At 68.3% G+C, this 11863-nt stretch carries 11 protein-coding genes and 2 pseudogenes; 6 read left to right on the plus strand and 7 right to left on the minus strand.

Annotated features, from left to right (window positions below; all coding sequences use genetic code 11):
* Positions 1-395: 395 nt before the first annotated feature.
* Complete coding sequence (locus tag AXW62_RS07550) at positions 396-2042, plus strand: IPT/TIG domain-containing protein (RefSeq protein ID WP_159060827.1); 1647 nt, start codon at positions 396-398, stop codon at positions 2040-2042.
* A 162-nt stretch (positions 2043-2204) separates the two neighbouring features.
* On the opposite strand, the gene AXW62_RS07555 is transcribed toward AXW62_RS07550, so the two are convergent.
* On the minus strand, positions 2205-3086 hold the full coding sequence (locus AXW62_RS07555) for an SDR family oxidoreductase (RefSeq protein WP_060943811.1): 882 nt from the start codon (positions 3084-3086) through the stop codon (positions 2205-2207).
* Positions 3087-3175: 89 nt separating this feature from the next.
* On the opposite strand from AXW62_RS07555, the gene AXW62_RS07560 reads away from it, so the two are divergent.
* From AXW62_RS07560 to AXW62_RS07570, 4 genes and pseudogenes are all read left to right on the plus strand, one after another.
* On the plus strand, positions 3176-3754 hold the full coding sequence (locus AXW62_RS07560; RefSeq protein ID WP_060943812.1) for a TetR/AcrR family transcriptional regulator: 579 nt from the start codon (positions 3176-3178) through the stop codon (positions 3752-3754).
* A gap of 133 nt (positions 3755-3887) precedes the next feature.
* Positions 3888-4118: pseudogene (locus AXW62_RS47410) on the plus strand (recombinase family protein); the annotation flags it as partial.
* Positions 4042-4470 (plus strand): helix-turn-helix domain-containing protein, encoded by a 429-nt coding sequence (locus tag AXW62_RS07565; protein WP_432715819.1) that lies wholly within the window; start codon positions 4042-4044, stop codon positions 4468-4470. The pseudogene AXW62_RS47410 and the gene AXW62_RS07565, both read left to right, overlap by 77 nt.
* Positions 4471-4726: 256 nt before the next feature.
* Positions 4727-4897 carry a hypothetical protein gene (locus AXW62_RS07570; RefSeq protein WP_252368524.1) on the plus strand — a complete coding sequence of 57 codons (171 nt, stop codon included), beginning with the start codon at positions 4727-4729 and terminating at the stop codon, positions 4895-4897.
* On the opposite strand, the gene AXW62_RS07575 is transcribed toward AXW62_RS07570, so the two are convergent.
* The 6 genes and pseudogenes from AXW62_RS07575 to AXW62_RS07600 form a co-directional block, all read right to left on the minus strand.
* On the minus strand, positions 4884-5402 hold the full coding sequence (locus AXW62_RS07575) for a pyridoxamine 5'-phosphate oxidase family protein (protein WP_060943813.1): 519 nt from the start codon (positions 5400-5402) through the stop codon (positions 4884-4886). The two genes, AXW62_RS07570 and AXW62_RS07575, sit on opposite strands and share 14 nt — an antisense overlap.
* A 264-nt stretch (positions 5403-5666) precedes the next feature.
* A complete protein-coding gene (locus AXW62_RS07580; RefSeq protein WP_060943814.1) occupies positions 5667-7286 on the minus strand; it encodes a site-specific integrase in 1620 nt (539 codons plus the stop codon).
* On the minus strand, positions 7283-7612 hold the full coding sequence (locus AXW62_RS07585; protein WP_060943815.1) for a helix-turn-helix domain-containing protein: 330 nt from the start codon (positions 7610-7612) through the stop codon (positions 7283-7285). The genes AXW62_RS07580 and AXW62_RS07585 overlap by 4 nt, the downstream gene beginning before the upstream one ends.
* On the minus strand, positions 7609-8688 hold the full coding sequence (locus AXW62_RS07590) for a tyrosine-type recombinase/integrase (protein WP_060943816.1): 1080 nt from the start codon (positions 8686-8688) through the stop codon (positions 7609-7611). Before AXW62_RS07590 ends, AXW62_RS07585 begins: the two co-directional genes overlap by 4 nt.
* 329 nt (positions 8689-9017) lie before the next feature.
* Positions 9018-10366, minus strand: a pseudogene (locus AXW62_RS07595) (transposase).
* Positions 10367-10502: 136 nt separating this feature from the next.
* Positions 10503-10910 carry a DUF3224 domain-containing protein gene (locus AXW62_RS07600; RefSeq protein WP_060943817.1) on the minus strand — a complete coding sequence of 136 codons (408 nt, stop codon included), beginning with the start codon at positions 10908-10910 and terminating at the stop codon, positions 10503-10505.
* A gap of 147 nt (positions 10911-11057) precedes the next feature.
* On the opposite strand from AXW62_RS07600, the gene AXW62_RS07605 reads away from it, so the two are divergent.
* Complete coding sequence (locus AXW62_RS07605; RefSeq protein ID WP_060943818.1) at positions 11058-11771, plus strand: GNAT family N-acetyltransferase; 714 nt, start codon at positions 11058-11060, stop codon at positions 11769-11771.
* The last annotated feature ends 92 nt before the right edge of the window (positions 11772-11863 follow it).

The raw sequence follows: 11863 nt of genomic DNA on the forward strand, positions 1-11863 counted from the left end.
TGGGTGGCTGTGACGGAGGCCGGAGTGACCGCCGCCGAGGTGAAATGAGTGCTTCGCGGAAGTCATGCGTAAATAGGAAGAAAACCTTGCCGACGCGCTGTGTGCGCCGTTGTGCGCCCACTGGGCCGACTCATCAGCATCGCGGCCCGCCTCGAGCAGCGGGTGTCGTGGCGTATTCCGTGACTCTCCTGGCCCCACGGCATTCCCGGGGCGCGGTCGGACCCTACCGGCTCATGAGCCGACCATGACCGGACATCAGGAACGGTCCACCCGATGTGGCGGCCTGTCGACCCCGCACCCACCTGCTGATTGTCGTATTTATTAGGGAATTCTGTACATCCTTTCGCTTCCTGGCTCATCCTGACGCCTACAGGACTCGGGCCGTGGAGGTCGCCATGAACGCAGTAACGGAGGTCACGGAACAGTTGCTGCTACCGGATGTCATCCAGGTGGGCAGCAGTCCGATCTACGCGGCGGTCAGCCCCAACGGCCAACGCGTCTATGTGACCAACTTCGGCAGCGGCAGCGTCAGTGTCATCGACACCGCCACTCACACCGTCCGTACCACCATCGCCGTGCCCGCCGGCCCGTGGGGAATCGCCATCGCCCCGGATGGGCTGCACGCCTATGTGGCCGCCTTCGGGAACAGCCATGTGGTGGTCATCGACACGGCCACCAACACCGTCACCCAGGACATCACCGGACTGAACAAGCCGCTCGGTCTGGCGGTGACGCCCGATGGCTCCCGCGTCTACGTCGCCAGCCAGGGCGGCAACCGCGTCGATGTGATCAGTACGGCGACCAACACCGTCACCGCCTCCGTCCCGGTCGGCATCGGACCGCGCAACCTGGCGATCACCCCCGACGGGGCCGAGGTCTACGTCACGGAAGAGGGGACGAACACGGTCCGGGTCATCGACACGGCCACCAACACCGTCACCGCCGTGCTCACCGGCTTCACCTTCCCCCGGGGCGTGGCGGTCTCGCCCGACGGACAACGGGTCTATGTGACCGACTACGGCGGCGACCAGCTCGATGTCATCGACACCAGCATCCACGCCGTGGTGGACACCTACACCGGCCTCTCCATTCCCTTCGGCGTGGCGGTCACCAGTGATGGGCTCCTGGCGTATGTCGCGTGCGACGGCAATGACAGCGTCGCCGTCCTCGACCTCATCGCCCGCAAGACCCTTACCAGGGTGCCGGGCTTCCATGCCCCGTACTGGCTGGCGATCACACCGGACAACTCCGAGATCTACGTCACCAACAATGGCAACGAGACCGTGCAGGTGATCACCGCGCCGGCCGGTGTGTACCCCAACGTGGGCCCCATGTCCGGCGGGATCCCTGTGACCATCACCGGGGAGGGACTGGGCAACACCACCGCCGTCCGCTTCGGCTGCTTGCCCGCCGCCTCGTTCAGGGTCATCAACGACCACCAGATCCGCGCCGTCTCACCGCTCTTCGTCAGCGACGTCAAGATCGACGTCACCCTCGGCCAGAACACCACCCGGACCGTCGGCCGCTTCTACTACCTCCAGGACTCAGTGATGACCGGCATCAGCCGGACCTCGGGCCCGCTGAGCGGAGGTGACACGCTGACCGTGACCGGCCGGGGGCTGATCACCACTACCGAGGTGCGGTTCGGCAACGTGTCCGTCACCCCCTCGACCCTCCTGGACGACAGGCTCACCGTGACGGTACCGCCCGCGCAGGCCCCCGGACCGGTGCCGGTCACCGTGGTCACGAAAAGCAACGCATACGGGCGGGCGGTCTACACCTACACGAACCCGCCCGGCATCTCCTCCGTGACCCCCACGTCAGGACCGACATCAGGCGGCACACCCGTTCTGATCGAAGGGACCGCGCTCGCGTTCACGCAGACAGTGACCATCGGCGGCACACAGGCGGACTTCGGCATCATCTCCGCCACCCGAGTGGCCGCCGTCACTCCCCCCGCGGCCGCCCCGGGACCCGCAGATGTCGTCGTCACGACGACAAGCGGTACGGCCACCGCCCCCGGCGCCTTCCTCTACACCTGAGATTGACAAGGACCGGCACATCAACTTCCTGGGCCGCTACCTGTTCAACATCAAGGCCAGCGGCCCCGGCCAGGGCCTGCGCCCCTTGCGGGACCCGGACGCCGTCGAGGACGACGCGGACTGACGGCCGGTTTTCCTCAGGCTGTGTTCTGTCGAAACCCGTCAGGGCTGAATGTTCTCCAGGTCCTCGAGGAGGCTGGGGTGCGTCGGCTGCCACCCGAGGGCGTTGCGGGTGTGGGTGCTGGACGCAGGCTGGTCCATGGCGAAGATCGGACCGAACGGGCCGAAGGTCTCCTCCGACACCGCCTCGACCGGCAGGCCCAGCCGTCGGCCGATGACCGTAGCGATGTCACGCACCGCGTCACCCTCGTCGGCTACGGCGTGCCAGGCTGTCCCGGTCGGCGCCGATTCGAGGGCCAGGCGGAACAGGACCGCTGCGTCGAGGGCATGCACGGCCGGCCAGCGCTGGGTGCCGTCGCCCGGGTAGCCGGCCACTCCGGTGCGGCGCGCCGTGTCGGCCAGCAGGCCGGCGAACCCGCCCTGGCCCTCGTTGTGGACCGTGCGCGGCATGCGGACAGCCGTGGCGCGCACACCGCGCGAGGCCAGTTCCAGTAGTGCGTTGACGGAACGGCCTCGACCGCCCACCGGTCCGTCGGTCGGCAGTGGATCGGTCTCGGTAGAGGAGCGGCCTGGTACCCAGGGCGTGCCCGAGACCGCGACGATCGGACGGTCGCTGCCGATGAGCTCGTTGCCCAGGGCGGCGATGGCGGCGCTCTCCTGGGCGACGGCCTGTGCGAGCCCGTCCGGGTCGTTGTAGTCGCGGCTGAACGCCAGACTGATCACGCCGTCGGACTGCGCGGCACCGGCGCGCAGGACGTCGAGGTCCGCGATCTCTCCTCGCAGCACCTTGGCACCAGCGTTCTCGAGGATCTGCGCGGAGCCGTCCGAGCGAGCCAGTGCGAGAACGGTGTGGCCGTTGCCGAGCAGTTCGGCGACGACGGCGGAGCCGATGGTGCCGGTACCGCCGGTGATGAAGACGTGCATGAGCTCTCCCTGAAAGTGATGGGACCATTGTCCCGTCACTGACCTTACACCGGTGACGGGACAGGTGTCCCATCACCTATCCTGGTCTCATGGCTAGATGGCAACCAGGAGCGCCGCAGCGACTCGTCGTCGCGGCCGTCGACCTGTTCACCGAGCAGGGGTACGACGCCACCACCGTGACGCAGATCGCCGAGCGCGCCGGCGTCACCAAGAGCACCTTCTTCCGGTACTTCTCCGACAAACGCGAGATACTGGTCGCCGGCCAGGAGACGCTCTGCAGGCTGCTCGCCGACGGCATCGCAGAGGCGCCTGCGAGCGCCAGCCCGCTCCAGGCGGTGGCAGCCGGTCTCGAACGCGCATCAAGCGCCATGGGGGCGACGAACCGCGAACTCGGCCCCCGCCTCAAAGCAGCCGTGGCAGCCAGCACCGAACTTCAGGAGCGCGACGCCCTCAAGAGCGTCGGTCTCGCGGCCGCCATGACAGCCGCGCTCATCGCCCGCGGTGTCCCCGACCCGACTGCGCGTCTTGCGGGCGAGCTGGGAGTCCTCGCGTTCAAGCAGGGTTACGCCCAGTGGTCCGAAAGTGATCGTGACGACACAGAAGGGCTCGCGCCACACGCACTGGCAGCCCTGGAGGACCTGCGCGCGGCAACTGCGTCGCTGGGCTGATGGATGCCACCTGCGAGCCGACGGCGCTGGCCGACCCGCCGTACTGACGTCCACTCAGGAACCAGCGGGTGGCGCGGGCGTGCTCGCCGCCGAGCCGCTCGTGTGCACCGAGACCAAAATCGGGTACGCACGGGTGTCGACCGGCGGGCAGAAGCTGGAGCGGCAGCTTGACGCACTCACCGCCGCCGGATGCCGGAAGATCTTCGCGGACAAGAAGTCCGGCAAGGACGCGCTCCGCCCCGAACTGAAGGCGTGCCACGCCTTCCTCGACGCGGGCGACACGCTCGTTGTCCCCTCGCTCGACCGGTACGGCCGCAGCCTCCAGGACCTCATCAACATGGTCGCCGAGCTGCGCGAGCGCGGCATCGGCTTCACCTCGCTGCACGAGAACCTGGACACCACCACGCCCGGCGGTCCGGCTTGTCTTCCATGTCTTCGCCGCGCTCGCGGAGTTCATCCGCGAACTCATCGTCATCGGCACCAAGGAGGGCCTGGCCGCGGCCCGCGCCGGCGGCCGAGTCGGTGGACGCCCCAGCGCCGCCACCGAGGAGATCATCCGCGCCGCCCGCGACCTGCTGCCCGACCCCGGCCGCTCGATCACCTCGATCGCCAAGCTCCTCGGGGTCTCCCCGGGCACGCTCTACAACCACATCCCGGACCTGCGCGAGCTCCGCGCCAGCGCCGTCCCGCGTCAGCTCGAAGCCCCCGCGCGATAGGCGAACCCGAGCAAGATCAATCTCAGCGGCACTTTCTGTACCTCAACTACTCACACCCGCAGAGTCCCGTAAGTTCACGCAAACTGAAGGGTTCTCGGTGGGAACTCAAGGGTCCGTCGTCGTGCTCTGCGGAGTTGCTTCCGTGGGTTCGGGGCCAACTCGCGACCTTGCCGTTCCTGGTCCCCTGGACCGGCAAGACGCCGAGCGGCCCCCTGCTCGAACGCAGCGAAGCGGAGTTGAGAGCTTGGGGAAGGAGTTGAGAGCTTGGGCGCGGGGCAGCCTCGGGTCGCTGCTGTACCGGCGGGCGTTGGGCGAGGCCGTCGCCACGGCGCTGGCGGTACGCGACGGCGCGCCGTCGACCGGCCCCGCACCCACGTACGCGCAGGTGCAGGCCCTCGTCGACGGGCCCGGCGTCACGTGCCGGTGAGCTTGTCGAGGTCGGGGGCGTAGACGGTCATCCAGTGCGGGTTCAGCCGGTAGTAGACGACCTCGCGGTTCCAGTCGAAGGCGTCGTCGCCGTAGAAGTCCTTCAAGTAGGCGAGGAGTTCCTGCCAGTCGGCCGTGGTCTCGGCGTCCTCGGGGTTCAGCTCCTCCACCGTGCCGTGGGTGAACACGCCGAGGTCCTCGCCGCGCATGTGCGCGACGCTGGCGGCCGGACGGGCCGCGAGATGACGGGCCTTGGCGGCGTTGCGCGCCGTGCCGAAGTGCCACCGGCCGTGCAGGAAGTGCCCGTCGGCGCCGCTGATCCGCGGTTCGCCCTTTGCGGTCACCGTCGAGAGGGCGAGCGTGCACATGCCGGTGAGGACCCCGGTGAGCTGCGCCGCCGTGATGGTGCGGCCCTCGACGATCGAGCGGAGGTGTGCGGTCGAGCCGGAGAGGGAGGAGTCGAGGAGGGACTGGAGCTTGTTGAGTTCTTCTGGGGTTTCGCGCATACGTCCATCGTCGGCCGTAAACCCGACACCCTCTGTCGTCATTGATGAAGCAGCGGTGAGGTTGCTCCGCGCGGGCAGGCAGCTAAGTTCGGCACGGAAAAGAACGCCGAAGCCGTTTGGCGGCAAGTACAGGACCAAGGTGCCGTCGAGCACGGTCACTGGATGCGCCAAGAACGCCTCAACACCTACGAGAGCTTTCTTTGAAGCCTGGGATGAGTGTCTGCGCCTCTCCCAAGGATCTGCTGACGCCGACTCCAAGTCGCTTCAATCCGGGCCAAGTTCTCTTCCTGAGGGCGATGCCGAGTGCTCGGCTGCCTGTTCCAGTAGTGCCCGTGCGGAGTCCGCGTAGCGCATCGCGGTCTTCTCGTCGAGCCCGAACACCTCGGCGAGGTGAAGCGGATCGGGCCCGTGGGTCAGCGCCTCTTCGAGCTGCCGGTCGACGCGGAGCCGCTCCAGCGTCGCGTCCTGGCCGCGCATCGAGGAGCTGATCCAGTGGTTGCTGGCGTGGCTGGTCTTGGTGGCGGTCTGGTTGTTGATCAGCAGATGGAGGTTCGCTGTGCTCGGCCACCGGTTTCGCCGGTGCTCCAGCCAGTCCAGCAGCAGTTTCAGGGTGAGGTCGTCGAGCGGCCGGACGCGTCCGGCGATGGTCAGCCGTCGGTTGCCGAGGTCGACGTCGTCGAGCATGAGCATGCCGATCTGGGCGACCCGGGCGGCGTGCACCGCGGCGAGGGCGAGGATGAGTCGTGTTGCCGGGGTGGTGGCCGCCGCGACGGACCGGCCGACCTGGGCGAGGACCAGCGGCTGGAGCACGCCGTACTCGTACTGGCCGACCTTGATCCGGCTGGTCGGGTTGCGGAAATGCAGCCCATTCCGCTTGGCCCAGGAGAACAGCGAGCGCAGGGCAACGAGTTGGTCACGCCGCTGGTGGCCGTGCAGTGTCTTAATGTAGGTCCGGACGTCGTCGCGGGTCACTTCCCGCAGGTGGTCATAGCGGTCCGACCATTCCAGCAGGGCCGGCCGGACACGGTTGAGGTAGAGCCAGACCGTGCCTTCCCGTCGCGGGAGGCTGCGGGGGCCACCGTCACGCAGGACGCGGGTCCAGCGCTCGGCCTCCGAGCGGATGCCGGGTGCGAGACCCTCCAGACGCTCGGCGAGCCAGCCCTCGAAGGAGGGTTCGCTGTCGTCCTCGAAGATCCCCATCTCCTCCAGGACCGTGACGACGTGGCCGACCGGGAGGTCGCGGGACCGGAGCGGGGTGAAGATCTCGCTGTGCCGGATGACGTCGCCCTCGACGTACCCGGTGAGGACAAGGGCCAGGCCGCGGTTGACGGCGAAGCGGATGTTGCGTCCCCAGCCCCGTGCCTCGGCGAACCGGTGAGCGAGGTACTTCGCCCAGGTCAGCCAGGGGCTGGTCAAGTCGACGCCGGAGGGGTCGAGGCGGCCGTAGTCGCGCGGGACCTGTCCGAACAGCGGCAACTGTCTCCAGTCGGCATTCGGCCGCCAGGACGGCGCGGGCGGCGGCTTGCGAGGGGCGCTCCGCCGTCCGCCGCGCCGCCGAGGGGCGGGTGCCGATCCGTTGCGGTGGTGCATGCCCATGAAGAACAGTTGATGGTGCCGGACCGCGTTGAGGCGCGCCCTCACATCGGCCTCCGCGGCCAGCTGGTCGACAGCGGCCTGGGCCCCCAACCGGGCCTGGCACCAGCACAGACGACAGAATTCCCACTTCAGCGGCTGGACACGGCGGCAGCCGGTGCAGACGGCCGTCGCGTGGCTGCGGCCGAACATGTAGCAGGTCGGACAGAGCCGTCCGCTGAAGTCGCCCCAGGCCAGGCAGCCGTCGCAGGAGTCGGTGGGCTTGTAGTAGGCCTTCGGATACCGGCTCATGCAGGCGGCAGCGACCGGCCGTCGCGACGCTTGGGCACCACCGCCGGAACCGGTGCGGCGGCACCGACAGCGGTCCGGCTGATGTTCGCCTCGCCGGGGCGGGTAACCTTCTGCGGTTCCGGGATCAACAGGTCGCCGATCTCGCAGCCCAGCACGACGCAGATGACGTCCAGGTCGTCCAGCTTGAGGGAGACCGGCTGGCCGGACCACAGCCCGGACATCTTCCCGGCCGAGATCACCAAGCCGTGCTCGGCCAGGCTCCGCTGGAGCTCGGACGCCTTCCAGATACCCTTGTTCGCGGCGGTCAGCCGCAGGTTCCACCTCATCGGGCCAGCCCTTCCAGCCGCTTCGCGGCCCGTTCCATCCCGGCGACCCAGGCGTCCTCGACCCGGGTCTGCTGCACGTGGATATACCGCATCGTGGTGGCAATCCAGGAATGTCCCAAAACCTCCTGGATCGCGAGCAAGTCCAGCCCATTCCCATAGAGCTGGGACGCGCAGAAATGCCGCAGGACGTGCGGCGTCAACCTGTCTGTCCAGCCCGGCAGATGAGCCTCGACGGCGTTGTCGAGACCGTTGCGCAGGGCATCGTCGCCGACCCGGCGTGCGGAACCGTCGGTGTTCTTCCGCTCACTCGGGAACAGCGAGGCACCGGGCCGTGTGTGATCGTCGTCGAACTGACCCCACACGTCCTCGATGAACCACCGCAGCGTCCGGTCGGCACCGTTGATCAGCGGCACCATCCGCTCACGCGGCCCCGAGCCGCGGGCGCCCTTGCCGTGGCGGACGTGGAGCTTGCCGAAGCGGCCCAGGTCCCACTTGATGTCGTCCAGGTCGAGGCCGCATGCTTCGCTCACCCGCAGGCCGACCTGGGACATCAGCTTCGAGGCGGTGTAGTTCCGGGCGGTCGGGGCGAACTTCCTGCAGGTCGCCAGCTCGCCACCCCAGCCCGTGAACAGCGTCCCGACCTCCGGCTCGCTCGGCGGGATCCGCAACTGTGCATCCTTGGCCCCGCGCGGCCGGTTCATCTCGTCGATCGGGCACTCGACCACCCGGCCGGTCATCCGGTGGATCTCGACCTTGTGCCGCAGCTCCAGGAACATGAAGTACGTACTCAGCGCCTGTGACCGGCCCAGCCGGGTGCCGCTGGGCGAGTGCCGCAGTACCTTCCCGAAGTACGCATCCGCGTCGGCGGGCTCCATGTCCCACAACGGTCGGCCGAACCAGGACCTGATCTGATCCAGGTGACCGACGTCCCCGCGAATGGTGCCGTCCGCCAGCCCTGCCGAGGCCCGCGCGAGAACGAACCCTGACAGCACGTCGGTCTCGAACCGCTCCAGTTCCTCCGCCGACGCGGGCGCCCAGTGCTCACGCAGGTCCCGTACGACTGCCAGCGCCGCCAACCCGAGCCTCCCCGCCTTCGGTCCGACTACAGATCGGTCGGACGAGATGAGAACGCTTCAGAAATCCCGAAGTTGCGTCACAGGCCACCAGAGCACACGAAGGAGGAAGACCCCCCCCGGCCACGGGCCCAGGGAGTCTGCAGAGCTCAGGGGAACTCACGGGATGTCGCACATCCCCACGGCCCCGGTCTGGTCACGTGTGTCCTTGGCCGGAGCGCAGAATCAGGCCGGCGCCACCCACACCTCCCGCGCACTTCCGGGCGAGCGACCACGTTCGAGTCCCATGTCGGACCGAGACGCTGATCCAGCGCCGGCCCTGAGCTTGTTTTTTATGGTCTGACCTGGTCACGTTCGGCGATGGTCTCGGGTCGTCTGACGGTTTTGCCCACGTCGTAGCGGGTGGCGGGGAACCGGTTCTTCGAGCCAAGGGGCCTGCCGAGCCCGGGCCGGTTGGGTTTCGGCGCACGGGCCAAACACGGCAGGTTCGGGCGGAGGTTCCTGAACCCTCGGCGGACTCGGGCCGGGGTGAGCCGGCCGGGCTCGGCGGGCTTCTCCCACGGCCGCCGCAAGTCGGCGGAGGCCCCGCGCAGAAGGCGGATCTGGGTGTGCGCGGCGATGATCAGCCAGGTCCAGCGCTCGCCGGCCTCGGGGGTTCGCAGCTTCGGACGGGTCCACCCGAGAGTCTGTTTCATCAGCCTGAAGAGATGCTCGATGTCGAACCTCCTCAAGAACGCCTGCCAGCGCACGTCGACGTCACCACAGCCAGAGCGGGAGCGGGTCGCCTCCGCTGGGCAGGCGGTCGACCTGGAGGCGGATCAGCGTGCCTTCGATGATGGGGAGTTCTCCGGTGTGGCCGATCCACGCGGAGCGGGTGGTCAGGCGGGGGTGGATGCGGCCCCAGGCCATCGCGCGGGCGGTGCCGTACCGGTCGGTGACCTGCGTCGTGGCCGCGTTCGGCTCGCCCCAGGTCTCCGGCTTGGCGAAGCGGAACTCCTTGCCGTGCTTCGGCGGTCGCCCGCCCCGGGGATAGGCCAGGGCGCACTCCTTGAGCGTGGGTGTCGGCCGTCGCATGACGCGGTCGGAGCGCATCCGTCCCAGCACCTCGACCGGGAGGCCTTCGAGGAGATAAGCCATGCGCGGGGCGTCGTAGCCGGCGTCGAAGATGATGAGGATGTCGCGGTCCCCGAAGTGCCAGCGGCCCATCTCGATCAGGTCCGTGACCACCCGGCGGAGCTGGGCGGCGGTGACCTCGGCAACGTCGTCCTCGGGCCCGAGACGGACGGCGTCCAGGAGCTGGCACCAGGACGTCCGGCCCGATTCGAGGGCGGCGACGAAGGAGTATGGCCAGCCGGGGATGAACTGGTCCGAGGACCGGCCGCTGCGGCCGTAGACGTGGCAGAACAGACGCTCCGCGCTGGTCGGCGCGTCGGGGCGGAGCCAGTTGCTGACGTCGACCGCCAGGACCAGGCGCGCCTCGTACATCGCGCCGTGCCCACGCCGGTGCTCGGCCACCAGCGTCAGATCCACCGGCGAGGTCACCGGACCGTCCGCGCACAGCAACGCGTCGACCAGCTCGAACAACTCGTCCCCGTGCGGTCAGGCAGTTGATTAAGTCCTCTCGGAAGCGTGACGCCACCGCGAACGGCTCCCGCTGGATGCCAGGTTGCTGCAGACTCATTCCCCCACGGCCTTCGTGCTGGTCAGGTGCGTCTTTGGTCGGAGCACAGGATCAGACGAAGGCCGTGTTCACGTCCCCGGAATTCTCATTCGGGCGATCATGTTCGGGCTAGTTCGAGGCCGACAAGCCCCGCCGTTCAGCCGAGCTGGTAGTCGAACCAGATGCGATGCGTGCCGTCAGCATCAACGGCCATCCCTCCGGCCCCGGAGATCCCGGCCAGCTCGCCGGTGCCGCTTGAAGGCACGATGGTGAAGAACTCCGCTGTGCGGTCGCTGCCGGATGTTGTCGCCGAGTGCACGAAGTTGAAGGCCCCCTCCCGTCCCTGCATCGAGCCTTCGAATGACTCCATGGCCACATAGGTGCCGACGCCGGTCGACTGGTCGAACGCGGCCGTGAACAGGGTCGCCGAGCGTCCCACGACCTCTCCCTCGAAGTGTTTCTCCATCGTCGCGACACCTACCGGCAGTCCAGTGGACACGGCAGGCTCGGGCTTCAGCTCAGTCGGGACGAACGCTTTGACGGTGAAAGTTGCCGTAGCTCTCATGCGCCGACCGTACCGAGGCGGTCTGACAAACGCGGCGGACCATAGGTCCCCGGCGCTGGGAGGCGAAAGAAACCTTAAACACCAAGCTGAGCAGGCGGGCGAGAAAACGCAGGTGAAGCTCTCTGATCGGAAAGCTATCCTCGCGCCATGGACTGGGACGAGGAACGGCTGCTGAGCCTGGAAGTCGATGCGAACTACGGCCTCGCCCCGAACTCGGGTGGCTTACCAGCACTCCTGAAGGACCCGACCGTGCTGGCCGTGTGCGCATGGTCGCCCGGAGCCCGCCTGCTCGCCCTCGGATCCGGCATCGCGCACCGCGCCCGCATGAACGGCTGGGACCAGGCATACAGCCCCGGCCGGCCTCCCGATCCGCTGGTGCGCCTGGCCGAGTCTCTGGACGACCAGGCAGTGTCCGTCGAAGGCGGCCCGTGCTTCGTCTTCCCCCCACATCTCGCTGCCCCGGATCCAGCCCCCTTGCCCCTCATCGTCTCCACCGCCGACGGCAAGATCGCGGCACAGGAGCTGGTCCGGCCTGACAACTGGCAGCCCGGCGAGTGGTCCGAACTGATCAACGGGCGCTTCGGCGAGTGGGCGATGGCCGTGTACGACAACCAGCCGGTGTCGATCTGCCACACTCCCGCATCGAACAGCACCGCCGCGGAAGCGGGAATCTGGACCCGCGCCGACTTCCGCGGCAGAGGTCTCGCCCCGGCCGTCGTGGCCGCCTGGTCCCAGCGCGAGTGCCGCAACAAGGACGTGCTCTTCTACAGCACCACCGCCACCAACCACGCATCCCAGTCGGTCGCCCGCAGCCTACGACTCATCCCGCTCGGCTGGCTATGGACAGCGCGTTGGTCCTGATCACCCACGGCGCGATCGGCGCGAACGCCCTCGCGCACGCCACTCTCGCCGAACCCGCCGACCACATCGTGGCCGTCGCCCGTCGACGGCTT

The sequence above is a fragment of the Streptomyces hygroscopicus subsp. hygroscopicus genome (genome assembly GCF_001553455.1).
GTDB lineage: Bacteria > Actinomycetota > Actinomycetes > Streptomycetales > Streptomycetaceae > Streptomyces > Streptomyces hygroscopicus.